This window comes from Pseudoxanthomonas japonensis (assembly GCF_043632995.1).
Lineage (GTDB): Bacteria > Pseudomonadota > Gammaproteobacteria > Xanthomonadales > Xanthomonadaceae > Pseudoxanthomonas_A > Pseudoxanthomonas_A japonensis.
Genome location: NZ_CP171632.1, coordinates 2,015,303 through 2,032,649, shown reverse-complemented (window position 1 = coordinate 2,032,649; position 17,347 = coordinate 2,015,303). Strand labels below are relative to the sequence as shown.

Sequence of the window (17,347 nt, the reverse complement as noted above, 5' to 3'; positions counted from 1 at the left end):
TAGCTACTACAGAGTCAAGTCGCCACATGAAGATCAGTCAGGCCGCCGAGGCCAGTGGGTGCCATCTGGAAACCATCCGCTATTACGAGCGGATCGGCCTGTTACCCCAACCTGGTCGCACCGGCAGCGGGTATCGCGTTTACGAGCCTGCCGATATCGAGCGTTTGCGCTTCATTACCCGCGGCCGGGATCTGGGTTTCAGTCTGGAAGAGATCCGCAGCCTGCTGCAGTTGTCCGGGGACGACCAGATGTCCTGCATGGACGTAGATCGGCTGGCACGCAGTCATTTGGCTGATATCCAGGCCCGGATGGAGGATCTGCGCAGGATGGCCCGGGAACTGGAGCGGGTGATCGCCAGTTGCCATGGCGGACAACGTGCCGAGTGCACGATCCTCTCTACGCTGCGACAACCGGCCGGTTGCGCGTCGGCGGAGTGCTGCCAGGCGTGAGCGATGTGGACCGCTACCTCGAAGCGGCCACGCGTCAGAACACGCAGCGCAGCTATGCCTCGGCGCTGCGCCACTTCGAGGTCGAATGGGGTGGCCATCTGCCGGCGACGCCCGATAGCGTGGCCCGCTATCTGGCCGAGCAGGCCCCCAAGGCAGCAATCAACACGCTGAAGCAACGACTGGCAGCACTGGCGCATTGGCACGCCGAGCACGGGTTCGTCGATCCCACGCGTACGCCGCTGGTACGCAAGGTCCTCAAGGGCATTCAGACGCTACACCCCCGAATCGAAAAGCAGGCCACGCCGTTGCAGCTGGCCCAGCTGACCCAAGTAGTCGGGTGGCTGGACCAAGCCACGCTGGCGGCCCAGGAGCGCGCCGACCACGCGTATGCCTTGCGTGCCATGCGCGACAAGGCGCTGGTGTTACTGGGCTTTTGGCGAGGATTCCGCGGCGATGAGTTGATCCGGCTGCAGATTGAGTACTTGGAACTGGTACCCGAGCAGGGAATGATCTGCTTCCTGCCGCGCAGCAAGGGCGACAGACAGTCGGCAGGCAATACGTACAAGGTGCCCGCTCTGTCGCGCTTGTGCGCGGTCAGTGCCACGCAGGCCTGGGTGCAGGCAGCCGCGCTAACTCAAGGCCCGCTGTTCCGGCGTGTCGATCAATGGGGCAACGTCGGCAGCCAAGGGTTGCATCCGAACAGCCTGATCCCCTTGCTGCGCGACCTGTTTCAGTCCGCAGGTCTGGAGGCCGTGGGAGGCTACAGCAGCCATTCCCTTCGCCGGGGCTTTGCGGGCTGGGCCAATGACAACGGCTGGGACGTGAAAGCCCTGATGGAGTACGTCGGATGGCGAGACGTGCACTCGGCCATGCGTTACATCCAGGGCCGCGATCCGTTCGCCCGCCAACGCGTTGAAGCCGGCCTCCAGGCCGCGCCGCCCCCCGCGCTCGCCTCGGCGGCGCTGCCAGCGCCGGCCGCGACCGTGAGCCTGACGCTGCGCCTGCTAGTGAGCCCGTTTACGCCCCGAGGCAGGGGCGCTGGCCGCGCTCGGGCACGCATTGAGGCGATGTGCCTATCCCCGTTTCAAGCCCATCGGCTTGATGCCGAGGGAAGCGAGTACCGACTCACGATGCCGGTGGTCGACGCCGCGGACATGGACGAGAGGATGGCCATGCTGCTGGATGAGATGCATCGCGTTGCCGATAACCACCACTGCTTTCTGGAAGCCTCCGTGCGCGCCGAGGACGGGCGTCACTGGGATTGACCTCAACCCTGACCAGGGCACTGCATGGCGACGCTGCACGAGACCGCGTATCCGCGCCTGAAACCTGATCCCACGGCCAAGGAACTGGACGAGATTTACACGCCCAGCGGCGGCGAAGTGCGCCTCGCACGTAGCATGGCGACCCAGCCAACCACTCAGTTGGCTGTGCTCATTCACCTGAAGATGTTCCAGCGGCTGGGCTACTTCGTGATCCTAGCCGATGTCCCAGAACGGATTCGGCAACATATTGCCCAGGCAGCCGGGCTGCGCCGGGCGCTATCCATCCGAGACTTGAATCGCTACGACGTCTCCGGCGCTAAACGCGCCCATATGGCGCGCCTGCGAAAGTTCCTGCGCGTTCGTCCGCTGGATGTCAGCGGGAGGGAATGGCTGGCAACGGTGGCCCAGGCCGCCGCTCAAACCAAGCATGTCATCGCCGACATCATCAACGTGCTGCTGGAGGAGCTGGTTCACCATCGCTTTGAGCTGCCGGGCTTCAGTACGCTGGAGAAGATTGCGGTTCAGGCCCGCGAGCAGGTGCATGAGCAGTATTACCGCAGCATCAATGAGGCCTTGACCGCGCCAGCCAAGAGCTTGATCAAGGAACTGTTGGCCGCACCGGCCAATGCCACATATACCGGCTGGAATGCGCTAAAGCGCGAGCCCAAACGGCCCACCAATAAGGAAGTGCGCTTTTATCTGCAACATATCCAACGCCTGCAACATCTGGCCCAGCAGTTGCCGGCCGTGGATATTCCGGTTCCGAAGCTGAAGCAGTTCCGCGCCATGGCGCGTGCGCTCGATGCCAGCGAACTGGCCGAACTCAAGCCGGCCAAGCGCTATGCCTTGGCGACGATCTTCATTCGGTCCCAGTACGCCAAGACATTGGACGATGCGGCCGACCTGTACATCCGGCTGATGCAGAACCTGGAGAACACGGCCCAGCAAAGACTGTTGGCCTACCAAGTAGAGCACGGCAAGCGTGCTGATACGCTTATCGCGCAGCTCAAGGAGATCCTGCAGGCTTATCAGATCGACGGAACGGACACACAGCGTGTGGATGCCATCGGACTGAGTCTGGTGGCGGACATTTCCACACTGCTGGCCGAATGCGATGAACATATGGCGTACGCAGGCCGCAACTACCTGCCATTCCTGATCCAGCCTTACAGCGTTGTCCGCCCGTTGCTGTTCAACTGCCTGGAGATCATGCAACTGCGCTCCACCAGCCAGGACGCGGGCATGGAACGCATGATCGCTGCTCTGCTGTCGCTCCGCGGTCAGCGGCGGGACATGATTGAGGCCAGCTCGATCGGTCTGGATGTTGAAAAGGATCTGGGCTGGTTGTCAGTCAACTGGCGCAGGCACGTCTTCGGCCGCAAAGCGGACTCGCTGGGGCCGGGCTGGGTGCATCGCAAGTACTTTGAGCTAGCTGTGCTGGCCCAGATCAAAGACGAACTCAAATCCGGTGATCTGTTCATTCCCCACGGGGAGCGCTACGACGATTACCGAGAGCAACTGGTGGATGAGGCCACATTCGCCCAGGAACTGGAGGCCTACGGTGAGGTATCTGGTCTGGCCACCGAGGCCAGCGAGTTCGTGCGCCATTTGCAGCAAGAGCTGAGCTCACTGGCCGACACGGTGGATGCACGTTTTCCGGAGAACGTCCACGCCGATGTGGTGGATGGGCGCCTGGTGCTCCGGAAGCTGCAACGGCCTGAGATCTCCAGCGCCATTGCCACGGTCGATGCTCTTATCACCGAGAGGCTGCCGGCGATGAGTATCGTAGACGTGCTGATCGATGCGGCTCAATGGCTCAAGCTGCACCGTCATTTCCGGCCGATTGCGGGCACCAATGCGCGCGTGGACGATCTCATGCGCCGGGTGATCACTACGCTGTTCTGCTACGGGTGCAACCTGGGCCCGACCCAGACTGCGCGCTCAATCAAGGGCTTCAGTCGGCGCCAGATTTCCTGGCTTAACCTCAAGTACGTCACTGAAGACACGTTGGACAAGGCGATCGTGCAGGTGATCAATACGTTCAACAAGTTCGATCTGCCTGGCTACTGGGGCTCGGGCAAGAGTGCGTCGGCCGATGGCACCAAGTGGAGCATGTACGAGCAGAACCTGCTCTCGGAGTACCACATCCGCTACGGTGGTTATGGCGGCATCGGCTACTACCACGTCTCTGACAAGTACGTGGCGCTGTTCAGTCACTTCATTCCGTGCGGTGTGCACGAAGCGATCTACATTCTGGACGGATTGCTGGCCAACACGTCTGATATCCAGCCTGAAATCGTGCATGGGGATACCCAGGCCCAGAGTTATCCGGTCTTTGGTTTGTCCTACCTGTTGGGCATTCAGTTGATGCCACGTATTCGCAACATCAAGGATCTGACCTTCTTCCGCGCGGAGGCGGGTCGCCCGTACAAGAACATCCAGGCGCTGTTCGGCGACAGCATCGACTGGGGCCTGATCGAAACGCATCTGCACGACATGCTGCGGGTCACGGTGTCGATCAAGTTGGGCAAGATCACCGCTTCGACGATCCTTCGCCGGCTGGGAACCTACAGCCGGAAGAACAAGTTGTACTTCGCCTTCCGGGAGCTTGGGAAGGTCATTCGCACGCTGTTCTTGCTGCGCTACATCGATGACGTGGACATGCGTCGGACTATCCAGGCGGCCACCAACAAAAGCGAAGAGTTCAATGGCTTCGTCAAATGGGTTTTCTTCGGCGGAGAAGGGATCATTGCCGAGAACGTGCTTCATGAGCAGCGAAAGGTCGTGAAGTACAACCAGCTCGTGGCCAATATGATCATCCTGCACAACGTAGACCAGATGACACGCACGTTGGCCAGCCTGCAGGAGGAGGGGATGGAGTTGAATCCCGAGGTTCTGGGCGGCTTGTCGCCGTATCGGACCAGCCACATCAATCGGTTCGGAGACTACACGCTCGACCTGGAACGTAAGGTCGCGCCTCTCCAATTCACCGAGATCGTTTTGGAGCCCCACTGGACGCAGATCGCCGAGCCGAGAGGGTAGCGGACTCTGTCTATTCAGTTTCGACGCGAAGTGCTAATAGGCCACTTCGTGGCCTCAGCGGCGTATGAAGAAGAAAAGCACGCAACATCAAAAACTTAAAGCGGATTCGGCTGTATTTCTCACGAATCCCTGCCGACCCTCAAGCAGAACCCGTGCGCGGTGGCCCACTACGACCGCGTTGTGCACGGTCACACCGAACTCCGCGCCGACTGGATGGGCTGGAAACAGCGCGGCCGATACCTGGTCTCGCCGGACGGCCAACGAATCAGCCCCGAGCGCATGCGCGGGATCATGTGGCGGATGGACGCCGAAGCCCGCCGGGACAATGCCCGGGCTCGCAACGCAAAGGCGAAGGTTTCGCAGGGATGCGTCAAGGTCGTTGTTGTAGAACTCGCCGACTGGCAGGCTCGTCAGTTCGGCAGCCGCGCCGGGTAAGAGCCCGCTCCTTCCAGTCGCTTTCACCGTAGGCTCGCGCCTACAAAAAAGGGCCCCGAAGGGCCCTTTTCATTACGTACGATCTGCCGCCCAGAAACCCTGAGCACCTGCAACAACGAAGATCTCAGACTTCAGCCTGCGAGCTCTGAATTTAGCGCCGATCGCGTTGCGGAAAACTGTCGCGACCTGGTCAGAACTAGTGCCGGCAATGTTGTCAGCGATCACTGTGGTTGTCGGAATGACCCTTTGAGTGCCGGCCCCGTTCCCGTCGACACCTACAACAACCTTCCTCATGCCGATCTGAGCCAAGTCGGAGTAAGCGTTGTTGTAGTCCTGCTGGGTGGCGTTCTTTAAGTCGAAGGTGCACATTACAGTGTAACTCATTGATGTATCTCCAGATGTAGGGATGAGAAAGCCAGTACCGGCTGTTCCCCGACGCCTAAAGTTTCCCCGTCACACCGGCATTAGCAGTAATACTACTAAGTCAGGACGCGGTCAATAGCCAACTGTGCAACCAGAAATCTCATGGCAATTCCTAGACCGTTACGACCAGTACTGGCTGATGCTGGGCACCAGCTACTTGGCGCTGGTAAGCCGACGCAACGACGACCAATGGCCATGGCTGGTGCACGTGAACCGGCAGCGCGGACTAGATGACAAGGTCACCGCCGGCAAGGCTAAGACACTGGCGCACGGGAAGAAGATGGCGGAGCGATGGGCTAGAGCCAACCTACCCCGGATTCAACGTGAGATTGAGGCCCGTTCAAAGTGAGCTTACGGGCCCGGTGTACGTCGTGCCGGGCTCGTATCCGGGACTGCGCGGGAACACGTCAGGGCGCTTGCCCTGCGCGTAATCGATCGTGACGCCGGAGCGGTCGGCGGTGCCGCCCTCACTCGCTGCGCTCGCAAGGCCGGCAGCGCCGCCGCTGGGGCTCAGGTTGTATAGACGCTGGTCGGTGTCCTCACGGGCATCACGCGCGGCCACGGTGTAGCGACGATGACGTGTTTGCCGGCCGTCAGCTTGACGCCGTATTCCGCCCAGGTGGCGGTGAAGCCTAGCGCCTCAATGGCCGAAACTTCCAACTGCTCGACGGTTTCGCCGGAGGTGTTGACCCATTCGACCCATCCACGGATTCGGCCGCCGACTTCGGCGCGTGCCGCGAGACGAACGCGGCCCATATCCTTGAGGGTGGCGATGAACCGCTGTTCCTCGGTCAGGTCGGCCAACGGGTCGGGCTTCTCTTGCGCTGGCTGCACCTTGCCGCTGGCGTCCTCGACGCCGACGTACTGGCCGGCCGTATCGAACACCTGCACCGTGTCGGGCTGAATCCTGTCCGGCGTGGCGGTGTCGGGCGGCTTGTCAGCTCTCCACCCGGTTGCGTCCAGCATGCTTTGCCCGGTACAGGGCCTCGTCCGCCGCGATCAGTACGGTGGCCACGTCCTCACCTGCCCTGCCCTGTGCCACCCCCACGCTGATGGTCATCATGCCGGTGGCCGAATCCTGGTGCGGAATGGACAGTCGCCTTGCCGCTTCGCAGACGGCGATGCCCAGGGACGTGGCGTCAGGGCATGTCGCCATCGGCACTATCAGGAGAAATTCCTCGCCTCCCGATCGGGCCAGGCAGCCAGGGGAGTCATCCAGCAATCCGGATACGGCGCCCGCCAGTCGGCGCAGCGCGGTATCGCCCGCGGCGTGACCATACCGGTCGTTGTAGGCCTTGAAGTGATCGACATCGAATGCGATCGCCGTGATGGGCTCGAACAGTTCTCCACGATCATCGCTCCACGAAGACAGGCGTTTCTGGAGGCCTCTGCGATTGAGGCACCCTGTCAGGGCATCCGTCTGGTTCAGTCGATCCAGCGCCTCGACCGCGGCCTGCAACTCCGCCGTCCTGGCGGCCACTTCCGATTCGGTCTGCTGCAACGAGTCCTGCAGGGAAAGCGCGAGGTTCCGCTGTTCCTGCAACGAGGCCTGCAGGTCGGTGTTGGTGCTTTCCAGGCGCTGCGAAAGATCCCTGATGGCGCGGCCAAGCGGCTGGAATTCATCGGGCAGCGACGCGATCCGCGAGATGGTGTTCCCGCCATCGGCCGCCAATCCTCCCAGCGACTCGACGAGCCTCTTCAGTGCGGCGTTGAACCGCCGCATCTGCCACCGGTAGGCGAACCACACGCCCAGCAACACCAGCGTCATGATCCCGAAAGACGTCAACGCCCTGCGGTAAAGGAAACTCCAGAGTTCCGTTTCGGGAGCAAAGACGATGAGTGTCCAGCCGGACTCCAGCCTTGCCTGCGACATCCAGGCACCCCGCCCGTCGCGCATGACAGCGCTCATGAAGACGGCTGGCGTCGAACGCCGCCCAGCCACGGGGTCCTCGAATGCCACGCGATCGCCGGCGTCCTGGAGGAACGCATACGGAATACCGTCGGACGCGTGGATGACCCGGTGACTGCGATCCACGATGAGCAGTTCCATGCCACGTCGCTGGATCGCCGAGGTGCGTGTCGAGACGAAGGCACTGACCGGAATCGATCCCTCCACGACACCCATGAATCTGCCGTCCGTCATCAGGGGTGCGGAGACCGCGACCAGCGCGTCGTTCCCGAGGCGACGGCCCACGAAGGCATCGGACACGTAGGGCCGGTGCGAGCGCTGCGGCACGCGGAAGTATTCCCTGTCCCTGACGCCTGACGACGGCGCGCTGGCCGGTGGTTCCGGCGACATGGCCAGGACGGTGCCATTCCCGTCGGTGACCAGCGCACTGATGAAGTGCGGATAGCGTTCACGCAGTTCGCCCAGGCGCGCGCGCCACCCGTCCGCCTTCACCACGGTTCCAAGGTCCGCGAGCAGCGCCACGCTGGACAGCTTCGCCTGCACGAACTCGTCGACGGCGGCACCGCTCAACGCGGCCGTCACCTCGACGCGATCGCGAAGATATTGTGTCTGGCTGCGGTACGCCGCCACCTGGTCCGCGAGCCCCAGGCCCACGGCGGGCAGCACCGCGGCCAGGATGACGGCGCGGGTGAACTTGCGTTGCAGAGAAGGAGGAGGCGCTGCGTCGGGGACAGTGTCCGCCATGGTCAAGCCTTGCAGGGGTGGGATCCCGCTCGCTGGGATTATCGGCCAAGAGATCCTTACATTGAGCCCGGCGCATGCCACGAAGGCCGTGACGGGATGGGCACTACCGGGCCGGCTCAATCCGCCGCGAGCCGTCCCGCGTGGCTGTAGACGACATGCCGGCTGCGCCGGAGGAATCCCACCAAGGTCATTCCGCACCCTTCCGCCAAGTCCACGGCCAGTGCGGTCGGCGCCGAGATTGCGGCCAGCAGCGGCATGCCGGCCGTCGCCGCTTTCGCCACCATCTCGTAGCTCGCGCGACTGGTGACCAGGACGAAGCCCGATGCCGCGTCGATGCCTTCGTGCAACATCGCGCCGATCAGCTTGTCCAGCGCATTGTGGCGGCCCACGTCCTCGCGGATCAGCACCAGCGTGCCCTCAGGCGTGGCCCAGGCGGCGGCGTGGATGGCGCCGGTGGCCGCGTTCAACGGTTGACGCGCTTCGAGTTCCGTCAGTGCGACGACCAGCGCCGACGGCGCGATGGCGCTTCCCTGCCCCACCGCGGCCGGTTGCCTGACCACGTCTTCCAGCGACCGGTTGCCGCAGATGCCGCAGCTGCTGCGTCCCGGCAGCCAGCGTTCCGGGCGTGCCGCGAGCGGTTCGCGTGTCTCCAGATCGATCCGGATGCCCTCCAGCAGCGCCTGCACCGTTGCGGATACCAGGCCGTCGCCGGACACGCCGAGTTCGGTCAGTGCGAAACCGCGCGCGAAGTCCTCCAGGTCGCAGGGCGAGCCCATCATCACCGCCAACGGCTCGCCGTTGCCGTGGATCGCAAGCGGCACTTCTTCGGCCAGCAGGTCCTGGCGCGGCGTGGACACACCGCCGGTGACATCGACGACCGTGCGCCGCGCCACACCCTCGATGCGATCAGCCGGCATGTGGATCAGGAACGGACAGCTTGCGCACGCGGACCGGGATCGACTTGTAGGCGGGCGTGCCGGACTGCGGATCATGGCTGTCCAGCGGTACCAGCCGGTTGCCTTCCGGGTAGTACATGGCAGCCGACCCACGCGGCAGGTCGTACTCGACGGCGATGAAGCCCGACACCGTGCGTGTCGCCGCCTGCTCGCGCGACATGCACGATTCCACGTCGATGCGGTCGCCCTGCTGCACGCCGCGCGCCTGCATGTCGTGGCGGTTCATGAACACCACGTCGCGCCGGCCGCTGACGCCGCGGTAGCGGTCGTCGAAGCCGTAGATGGTGGTGTTGTACTGGTCGTGCGAGCGGAGGGTGGTGAGCGTCAGCAGGTCGTCGCGGTCCTCGCGCGGATCCTCGTCCAGGCCGGGCGCCACCAGGAAGCGGGCCTTTCCGGCAGGACCCCAGTCGCGTTCGGACGCAGCGACGTACAGCCGGAAGCCGCCGGGTTCGCGCACGCGACGGTTGAAGTCCTCGAACATGGGGAACACGGCCTCGATGTCGTCGCGGATGCGGTCGTAGTCGGCGACCAGACCGTCCCAGTCCACCTTCGTCTCCGGCAACGTCGCTTTCGCGATGCCGGCGACGATGGCGGGTTCGGACAGCAGGTGTTCCGAGGCAGGCGTCAGGCCGCCCTGCGAGGCGTGCACCATCGACATGGAATCTTCCACCGTCACCGACTGCAGTCCGCTGGCCTGTACGTCGCGCTCGGTGCGGCCCAGGCACGGCAGCAGGAAGGCCTGCTTCGCCGGAATCAGGTGCGAGCGGTTCAACTTGGTGGCGATGTGCACGGCCAGGTCGAGCGTGCGCATCGCGGGGATCGTCGTCTCCGGGTCCGGCATCGCCACGGCGAGGTTGCCGCCCATGCAGACCAGTGCGCGTGAGCGGCCGTCGCGGATCGCACGCACGGCTTCGACCGCGTCGTGGCCATGCGTCAGCGGGAACTCGAAGCCATAGCGCTGCCTGATGGCATCGACCAGCGCCTGCGTCGGCTTCTCGGTGATGCCGACGGTGCGGTCGCCCTGCACGTTGGAGTGGCCGCGGATGGGCGCGATGCCGGCGCCCGGCTTGCCGATGTTTCCGCGCAGCAGAAGCAGATTGGCCATCTGCTGCACGTTCTGGGTGCCGCGCCGGTGCTGGGTCATGCCCATGCCGTAGCAGAGGATCACGCGCTTAGCTTTAGCGTACAGCGCGGCGGCCGCGGCGATGTCCTCGTACGGCAGGCCGGAATGCTCGACGACCTCCTCCCACGTCGTGCGCGCCAGGTCGTCGCGAAGCGCGTCCAGGCCCTCGGTGTGTTCGGCAATGAAGGCATGATCGAGCACGCCGGCGCCACCGGCGGCGAGATCGTCCGCATCCGCCTGCAGCAGCCACTTCATCATGCCCTTCAGCAGCGCGAGGTCGCCGCCGATCTTCACCTGGTAGTAGGTCTGCGCGATCGGCGTGGCGGTGTTGGTCAGCATCTCCGCCGGATGCTGTGGCGAGGTGAAGCGCTCCAGTCCGCGCTCGCGCAGCGGATTGACCGCCACGATGGGCACGCCGCGCTTCGAGATGTCGCGCAGCGTGGTCAGCATGCGCGGATGATTGGTGCCCGGGTTGTGGCCGAAGCTGAAGAGCGCATCGCACTGCGCGAAGTCGTCCAGCGTCACCGTGCCCTTGCCCACGCCGATGGATTCCGGCAGGCCGACGCTGGTGGCCTCGTGGCACATGTTGGAGCAGTCGGGGAAGTTGTTGGTGCCGTACTCGCGCACCATCAGCTGGTAGAGGAAGGCGGCTTCGTTCGACGTGCGGCCGGACGTGTAGAACTCCGCCATGTCCGGATGCGGCAGTGCGCGCAGCGCCTCGCCGATGCGGGCGAACGCATCCTCCCAGCTGATCGGCACGTAGCGGTCCGCACCGGCGTCGTACACCAGCGGATGCGTCAGGCGACCTTCGTCCTCCAGCGCGTGGTCGCTCCACTCCCACAGTTCGGAGAGGGTGTGGCCCGCGAAGAATCCGGGCGTCGCCCGCCTGCCGGTCGCTTCCCACGACACCGCCTTGGCGCCGTTCTCGCAGAATTCGAACGACGAGGTGTGCTTGGGATCAGGCCATGCGCAGCCGGGACAGTCGAAGCCGGTCGGCTGGTTGACGCGGCGCAGCGCCGACGTCTCGCGGCCGACGGCCATCTGGCTTTTCACGGCCCGTGCGACCGCAGCAAGTGCGCCCCAGCCACCGGCCGCGCCCTCGTACTCGTCGATGCCCGGAACCTTGCGCTCAGTCATCTCGAACTCCCGCCATTGCATGCCATGGCCTAAAGTGGACCTCGCTGCGTGGCAGCGTTCAATGAGCTACTACGTTTCACGCAGAAGGCCTAGTTTGTCGAGCGCGTACTCGTCTGCGGGATGAACTCGAACTACTGGGCCGCCGGGTCCGTACTCCGTATCGGTAACGCGCACCGTGCGTATGTCAAACGGGATTGCCAGCTCTTTGCACGTACTGAACTCGATGATGTATTTGCGTCTCTCCCCCCAGATCTCGACTGACTCGTCTTGAAAATCTCTGGTGGCGTGGGAGTAGGTCATGACATATCGGATCGGAGGATTGCCGTCACCATCAGCTATGGTTTGCGAGATGAGAACTCCATCTCCGCGCTGAAGATCAGGCACGCGATCAAGAGCGTGCTTCTTGAATCGGACGACCGCAGGGATGTTTTTTGGATGAGTCCGGAAGATGTACACAAATCCTCCAGCAGCCTAATGCCACTGCCGTAGCAGGATACCCGAAGGCCTCCCGCAGCATGCGTGCGATGCGCCGGCGGGCACGTGTGAACCGCCCGCTCAGCATCGGATTGCTAGCATGTGTGGCCTCGCTCCCAGGAAACACCTCCCGCCCCGTGCTCCGCATCGTGCTTCCCATCACCGCCCTGCTCGCCAGCGTCGCCCTGCTGCTGGGCGGCAACGGATTGCTGGGCACGCTGCTGGCGATGCGCAGCCAGGCCGAGGGATGGGGCGAACGGACGACCGGGCTGGTGATGTCGGGCTATTTCGTCGGCTTCTTCCTCGGCACGTTCACGGCACCGCCATTGATACGCCGCGTCGGCCATATCCGCGCGTTCGCCTTCCATGCCGCACTGGCCGCCGCCGCCGTGCTGGTCTATCCGCTGTGGATGGAGCCGGTAGGCTGGATGCTGCTGCGCGTGGTGACCGGCATGGCGCTGGTCGGCCTGTGCACGGTGATCGAGAGCTGGCTGAACGCGCAGGCCGCGCCGGAGCATCGCAGCCGCGTGTTCGGCGTGTACATGGTGGTGTCGCTGCTGGCGCTGGCGGCGGGCCAGTTGCTGCTGGACCTGCAGCCGCCCCGCAGCGCCGTGCTGTTCAGCGTGGTGGCGATCCTGTTCGCGCTGGCGATCCTGCCGGTCAGCGCCACCCGGCTGGTGCCGCCGGTGATGACCGTGGCGCCGGAGATCCATCTGCTGCAGATCTGCCGCGCCGCGCCGAGCGCCGCGGCGGGTGCCGTGCTCGCCGGGCTGGCGCTGGGTGCGTTCTGGGGCATGGGCGCGGTGTACGCCGCGTCGCTGGGCCTCGACCGGTCGGGTATCGGCACGTTCATGGCGGTCACCATCGTCGGTGGCGCCGCGTTGCAGCTGCCGATCGGCCGCCTCTCGGACCGCGGCGACCGGCGCAGCACGCTGGCGCTGGTCGCCGCGGCCGGTGCTGCCACGGCGTTGCTCGCGCTGCGTTTCGATGCGCAGGCGCATGCGCTGTTCTTCCTGTTCGGCGGACTGGCGTTCGCGTTGTATCCGCTGGCCGTGGCGCACCTGCTGGATCGCCTCCCCGCGGAACAGTTGCTCGCCGGTTGCAGTGCGTTGCTGCTGCTCAACGGCATCGGTGCGGCGATCGGCCCTGCGGTGGCGGGTACTTTGATGCAGTGGTCGGGACCCTCGGCGCTGCCGCTGTTCTTCGCCGCTACGCTGGGCGTGCTGGCGCTGGTGGCGGGCGGCCGTCGCCTGTTCAAGGTGCGGGAGCTGCTGCATGCGGGCAGGTTCCACCCGATGCTCCGCACCACGCCGGCGGCGCTGGAGATGCTGCCCGAGATTCCCGATGCGCCCGAGGCCGAGTCGCACGATTCACGCGTGAATTGATCCCGATCAATGCGGCAGGACATGGCGCGCCCTAGCCTGTGCGCATGGGCATCGTCTCCCCTTCTCCTCTCTTCGACGCGGACCTGCTTCGGCGTTACGACACGCCGGGGCCGCGCTACACCTCCTATCCGACGGCGCCCCAGTTCAGCGCGCGGTTCGGGGCCGAGCAACTGCGCACCCATGCCGCCGCCACCAACCGTCAGGACCACGCCCGTCCGCTGTCGCTGTACGTGCACGTGCCGTTCTGCACCAGCCCCTGCTTCTACTGCGGCTGCAACCGGGTGATCACGCGCGACAAGGCACGCGGCGAGCTCTATCTCGACTACCTGTACCGCGAGATCGCGCGGATGGCGCCGCTGTTCGACAGCGGACGCCCGGTGGTGCAGCTGCACTTCGGTGGCGGCACGCCGAATTTCCTGACCCCGGCGCAGATCGCTGACTGCGTGGCGGAGCTGCGCAGCCAGTTCAGTTTCGCCACCGACGGCAGCATGGACTTCTCCATCGAGCTGGATCCGCGCTTCGTCACACCGGCGGACATCGGCGAACTGGCGCGCGTCGGTTTCAACCGCGCCAGCCTGGGCGTGCAGGACTTCGACCCGGACGTACAGAAAGCCGTCAACCGGGTGCAGGGCGTGGACGAGACGCTTGCGATCGTCGCCGCGTGCCGGGAGCACGGCATGCGCTCGGTCAACATCGACCTGATCTATGGCCTGCCGAAGCAGACGCGCGCCGGGTTCGAGCGCACGCTGGACATCGTGATCGAAGCGCGCCAGGACCGCATCGCGGTGTACAGCTATGCGCATCTGCCGCAGCTGTTCAAGCCGCAGCAACGCATCGCCGCGGAAGACCTGCCGACGCCGGAGGAAAAGCTTGCGCTATTGCAGTGCGCGATAGAGCGCCTGGTCGCGGCGGGCTACGTCTACATCGGCATGGACCACTTCGCCCTGCCCGAGGACGAACTGGCGCGTGCGCAGGAGCGTGGCGACCTGCATCGGAACTTCATGGGCTACACGACGCATGCGGAGAGCGACCTGCTCGGATTCGGCGTCAGCGCCATCAGCCACATCGGCGACAGTTTCAGCCAGAACCCGCGCGACATCCCCAGTTGGGAACGCGCCATCGACGATGGGCGCCTGCCGGTCTGGCGCGGCATGCCACTGGACCGCGACGACGTGCTGCGGGCCGACGTGATCCAGGAGCTCATGTGCCATGGTCGACTGGACTATGCGCGGATCGGGAAGCGGTTCGACATCGAGTTCGGGGAGTACTTCGCCGACGCCCTGCCCCGGCTGCAGGCGCTGGCCGAGGATGGCCTGCTCACCTTCAACCGCGTCGGTTTCCAGGCCACGCCGAAGGGCCGCCTGCTGTTGCGGGTGATCGCCATGTGCTTCGACCGTTACCTGCCCGCGACGCCTGCGCCGGACGCCCCGGACGCACCGCGGTTCTCGCGGACCGTCTGAACGGCGCCGTCAGCGGCAGGCGTCGTTGACGCGGTCGTCGAGCTTCCGGCTCGTCGCGAAGTCGCGTTTCAGCCCCAGTCGGGCGTAGGCCTGGTCGCGCGCCCTCTTCGCGCGCTCGCAGGCGGAAGGATCGCGATGCAGGGAGATCACCGCACCCCTGGGAGCGCCTTGTCTGCGCGGCGGTCCGGTGCGGGCCGAGCGCACCGGGCGACGTGCCGTCTCCGCTTCGCTTGTCGCCGGGCGGGAGGCTGGCGTTGCCGTTGTTGCAGCAGGGCCGGCCGGGTAGTCGCGCACCCACTCCGTGCGTTGTTCCGGCGCGCATGCCGTGGCCTGGTAGTACGACCGGCCATCGGCACCGCGACACTTGTGGACGGCGTTGCCACTCCCCGCGGCCACGCACGGCACCAGCAGGAAACCCAGCAGCAGGACGTGCCGGGCGCAGGACGGAACTCGGGACATGACAGGCTCCAGCAAGGACGTCGCCTGAGCATCCGGTACGGACTGGCACGCCTGCGATCGGCGCACGCCCCGATGGGCTGTCGGACTTCGCCTTACCTTCACCGATCCATCACTGCGGCACATGCATGAAGGACGCTTCTTTGCTGGCGGAACGCACATGGCATCGGTCTATCTGTATCTCAACGCCGCGGTCTACCTGCTGCTGGCCGCGTGGTGCGCGGTGGCGCCGGCACGCACCGCGGCCGCGGTGGGCTACACCTCGCTGAGCCGCTCCGGGCAGACCGAATACCTGACCATCTACGCGGGACTCCAGTTCGGCCTGGCATTCCTGTTCGCGTGGTTCGCCTGGAGCCAGCAGATGCGCACGGGGCTGGTGCTGGCCCTCGCGCTTTACCTTCCGATCGTCCTCTTCCGCAGCATCGGCCTGCTGCGCTGGTGGCCGGTGGAAACCGCCACGCTGGTGCTGGCCGCCGTCGAGTGGCTGATGCTGTTGGCCGGCCTGTGGCTGTGGTGGCAGGGCCGGCCCGGGTGACGCGCCGTCAGAAGTTGATCGGCACGCGCGCAGTGAACGTCATGTCCGGCGTATCGCGGGTAATGCCCACGCCGAGTGCGACGTTGAGCGACATGCGGTCGCTGAAGCGGTAGGTGCCACCCAGCAGCAGCGTGCCCAGGGTGGTACGCACGGCGCCCGCGACTTCCTCGCCGTTCTGCCTGGTCTTGTCGACGATGCTGGTGTCGTAGCCGATGCTGATGGCCGCCTTCTCGTTGAGTGCCAGGCCCATGCCGAGGTTGAAGCCGAGGATGTCGCCGGCCTTGATGTCGCCGAGGAACTCGGTCTGGCCGCCCAGCACGCGCCGCGACACGTCGCTGCGCTTGACGTTGTGCAGGTAGCTGAGGCTGCCGAAGAACACGACCGGATCGGACGGATACAGCCAGGTGATGCCCGGCTGGATCGCGTTGAACCCGCTGCCGGTGGGCAGGTCGAGCGGCAGGCCGGTGCCGGTGGTGTTGGCGACGCAGCGCGTCACGCAGTCGGTGGTCACGTCGAACAGGTCGCGACCCGTGCGGCTCTTGTAGCGCAGCCAGGCGATGTAGAACGGCTTGTCGGCGCCGCCGCGGTTGAGCTGGTAGCGGCCGGTCAGTTCCACATCGCCCAGGCCGCTGCCGCGCGCGTTGAACACGCGGTCCTGCGCGGAGCCGGTGAAGATCTCGCGGCTTACGGTATCGCTGTGGATGTAGACGTAAGGCAGCTTGGCTTCGACTTCCATGCGCCGGCTGACGCCATAACGTCCGGTCAGCGTGGCGACCGCGGTGGTGGTCTTGACCTGGCGCACGTCGATCAGGCCGATCAGGATCGCCGGAATGACGGTGTAGCCCACCAGTGCCACCCGGTCGTTCGCCGAGTAGCCGTACTGGATGGCCGGTTCCACCACCAGCGTGCCCTTGGGCGTCAGCACGCCGGGCTGGTCGAAGATCTGCGCCACTTCCGGCGGCCGTGAATCGCTCTCCGGCGCCTGCCCCACGCGCTGCGGCGCCTGTGCATCGCCGGCGGTGGCCGGCGCGGTCTGTGCCTGCGTGCCCTGCGGACTGCGTGTCGGCGCGCCGGCCTGTGCCACCTGCATGCCGGTGTCGTGGGCCGGCACGACGTCGCCCGTCGCCGGTGTGGAAGCGGAACCGGAGGTCGGTGCGGGACCGACGACGAGGTAGGTCGGCGAACCCGCAGGCGCATCGCGGAACGTCGGTGCCTGGTTCAACGAGGGCACGATGACCGGCGCGGGTGCGCCGCGCGCACGCGCGTTGGCCAGGATCTCGTCGTTCAACGCGTTCTGCAGGCTGAAGATCTGCTGCTCCTGCGCCTGCATCAGTTCGCGCATCTGCTGCAGGCGCTGGGTCTGTTCGTTGAGCTGGCGCTGCAGGGCATCCAGCCGCGCGTCGGCGGTGATCTCGTAGGGCTGGGTGGGGACCGGGGGTGCCTGCGTCGTCGGCAGCGGGACGTCCTGCGCCCTCGCCTGCCCGGCCTGCACGCCCAGTCCGACCGCCAGTGCCAGCGGTGCGACTTCGATCAGAGACGTCCCTTTCATGATGT

The 17,347-nt window shown here is 65.3% G+C and carries 14 protein-coding genes; 7 read left to right on the top strand and 7 right to left on the bottom strand.

The features are described 5' to 3' along the window. Nucleotides 1–26: 26 nt before the first annotated feature. From ACGHX3_RS09250 to ACGHX3_RS09235, 4 genes are all read left to right on the top strand, one after another. Nucleotides 27–449, top strand: a complete 423-nt coding sequence (locus ACGHX3_RS09250; RefSeq protein ID WP_046932166.1) for a helix-turn-helix domain-containing protein — start codon at nt 27–29, stop codon at nt 447–449. Further along, the gene (locus ACGHX3_RS09245; protein WP_046932193.1) at nt 446–1,714 is read left to right on the top strand and encodes a site-specific integrase; all 1,269 of its coding nucleotides are present in this window, start codon (nt 446–448) and stop codon (nt 1,712–1,714) included. The genes ACGHX3_RS09250 and ACGHX3_RS09245 overlap by 4 nt, the downstream gene beginning before the upstream one ends. 24 nt (nt 1,715–1,738) lie before the next feature. Continuing rightward, nucleotides 1,739–4,756 carry a Tn3 family transposase gene (locus ACGHX3_RS09240; RefSeq protein ID WP_046933271.1) on the top strand — a complete coding sequence of 1,006 codons (3,018 nt, stop codon included), beginning with the start codon at nt 1,739–1,741 and terminating at the stop codon, nt 4,754–4,756. A 159-nt stretch (nt 4,757–4,915) separates the two neighbouring features. Continuing rightward, nucleotides 4,916–5,191, top strand: coding sequence for a DUF3653 domain-containing protein (locus tag ACGHX3_RS09235; protein ID WP_394697193.1), 276 nt, complete (start codon nt 4,916–4,918; stop codon nt 5,189–5,191). A gap of 72 nt (nt 5,192–5,263) precedes the next feature. Here ACGHX3_RS09235 and ACGHX3_RS09230 read toward each other — a convergent pair whose 3' ends face one another. The 5 genes from ACGHX3_RS09230 to ACGHX3_RS09210 form a co-directional block, all read right to left on the bottom strand. Beyond that, entirely contained in the window at nt 5,264–5,560 is a 297-nt protein-coding gene (locus ACGHX3_RS09230; protein ID WP_394697192.1) for a hypothetical protein, read from the bottom strand. A gap of 564 nt (nt 5,561–6,124) precedes the next feature. After that, nucleotides 6,125–6,580, bottom strand: a complete 456-nt coding sequence (locus tag ACGHX3_RS09225; RefSeq protein WP_394697191.1) for a hypothetical protein — start codon at nt 6,578–6,580, stop codon at nt 6,125–6,127. Beyond that, nucleotides 6,552–8,267 carry a diguanylate cyclase gene (locus tag ACGHX3_RS09220; RefSeq protein ID WP_394697190.1) on the bottom strand — a complete coding sequence of 572 codons (1,716 nt, stop codon included), beginning with the start codon at nt 8,265–8,267 and terminating at the stop codon, nt 6,552–6,554. Before ACGHX3_RS09220 ends, ACGHX3_RS09225 begins: the two co-directional genes overlap by 29 nt. 116 nt (nt 8,268–8,383) lie before the next feature. Further along, entirely contained in the window at nt 8,384–9,184 is an 801-nt protein-coding gene (gene fdhD, locus ACGHX3_RS09215; protein ID WP_394697189.1) for a formate dehydrogenase accessory sulfurtransferase FdhD, read from the bottom strand. After that, on the bottom strand, nt 9,174–11,483 hold the full coding sequence (locus tag ACGHX3_RS09210; RefSeq protein WP_394697188.1) for an FdhF/YdeP family oxidoreductase: 2,310 nt from the start codon (nt 11,481–11,483) through the stop codon (nt 9,174–9,176). The genes fdhD and ACGHX3_RS09210 overlap by 11 nt, the downstream gene beginning before the upstream one ends. 623 nt (nt 11,484–12,106) lie before the next feature. On the opposite strand from ACGHX3_RS09210, the gene ACGHX3_RS09205 reads away from it, so the two are divergent. Both ACGHX3_RS09205 and hemN read left to right on the top strand, forming a co-directional pair. Next, on the top strand, nt 12,107–13,342 hold the full coding sequence (locus ACGHX3_RS09205) for an MFS transporter (protein WP_394697265.1): 1,236 nt from the start codon (nt 12,107–12,109) through the stop codon (nt 13,340–13,342). A gap of 44 nt (nt 13,343–13,386) precedes the next feature. Continuing rightward, nucleotides 13,387–14,802 (top strand): oxygen-independent coproporphyrinogen III oxidase, encoded by a 1,416-nt coding sequence (gene hemN, locus ACGHX3_RS09200; RefSeq protein WP_394697187.1) that lies wholly within the window; start codon nt 13,387–13,389, stop codon nt 14,800–14,802. A gap of 9 nt (nt 14,803–14,811) precedes the next feature. Here the strand turns inward: hemN and ACGHX3_RS09195 are convergent, their stop codons facing one another. Beyond that, nucleotides 14,812–15,261 (bottom strand): hypothetical protein, encoded by a 450-nt coding sequence (locus ACGHX3_RS09195; RefSeq protein ID WP_394697186.1) that lies wholly within the window; start codon nt 15,259–15,261, stop codon nt 14,812–14,814. 157 nt (nt 15,262–15,418) lie between these two features. On the opposite strand from ACGHX3_RS09195, the gene ACGHX3_RS09190 reads away from it, so the two are divergent. Next, nucleotides 15,419–15,793, top strand: a complete 375-nt coding sequence (locus ACGHX3_RS09190) for a DUF4345 domain-containing protein (RefSeq protein WP_162337335.1) — start codon at nt 15,419–15,421, stop codon at nt 15,791–15,793. Nucleotides 15,794–15,800: 7 nt separating this feature from the next. On the opposite strand, the gene ACGHX3_RS09185 is transcribed toward ACGHX3_RS09190, so the two are convergent. After that, nucleotides 15,801–17,342, bottom strand: a complete 1,542-nt coding sequence (locus tag ACGHX3_RS09185) for a transporter (protein WP_394697185.1) — start codon at nt 17,340–17,342, stop codon at nt 15,801–15,803. Between the last annotated feature and the right edge of the window lie 5 nt (nt 17,343–17,347).

Excerpts from the sequence above, each read along its gene's own strand:
- ACGHX3_RS09250 (WP_046932166.1), top strand. The coding sequence starts at position 27 with ATGAAGATCAGTCAGGCCGCCGAGGCCAGTGGGTGCCATCTGGAAACC.
- ACGHX3_RS09240 (WP_046933271.1), top strand. The coding sequence starts at position 1,739 with ATGGCGACGCTGCACGAGACCGCGTATCCGCGCCTGAAACCTGATCCC.
- ACGHX3_RS09230 (WP_394697192.1), bottom strand. The coding sequence starts at position 5,560 with ATGTGCACCTTCGACTTAAAGAACGCCACCCAGCAGGACTACAACAAC.
- ACGHX3_RS09225 (WP_394697191.1), bottom strand. The coding sequence starts at position 6,580 with ATGCTGGACGCAACCGGGTGGAGAGCTGACAAGCCGCCCGACACCGCC.
- ACGHX3_RS09220 (WP_394697190.1), bottom strand. The coding sequence starts at position 8,267 with ATGGCGGACACTGTCCCCGACGCAGCGCCTCCTCCTTCTCTGCAACGC.
- fdhD (WP_394697189.1), bottom strand. The coding sequence starts at position 9,184 with ATGCCGGCTGATCGCATCGAGGGTGTGGCGCGGCGCACGGTCGTCGAT.
- ACGHX3_RS09210 (WP_394697188.1), bottom strand. The coding sequence starts at position 11,483 with ATGACTGAGCGCAAGGTTCCGGGCATCGACGAGTACGAGGGCGCGGCC.
- hemN (WP_394697187.1), top strand. The coding sequence starts at position 13,387 with ATGGGCATCGTCTCCCCTTCTCCTCTCTTCGACGCGGACCTGCTTCGG.
- ACGHX3_RS09195 (WP_394697186.1), bottom strand. The coding sequence starts at position 15,261 with ATGTCCCGAGTTCCGTCCTGCGCCCGGCACGTCCTGCTGCTGGGTTTC.
- ACGHX3_RS09190 (WP_162337335.1), top strand. The coding sequence starts at position 15,419 with ATGGCATCGGTCTATCTGTATCTCAACGCCGCGGTCTACCTGCTGCTG.
- ACGHX3_RS09185 (WP_394697185.1), bottom strand. The coding sequence starts at position 17,342 with ATGAAAGGGACGTCTCTGATCGAAGTCGCACCGCTGGCACTGGCGGTC.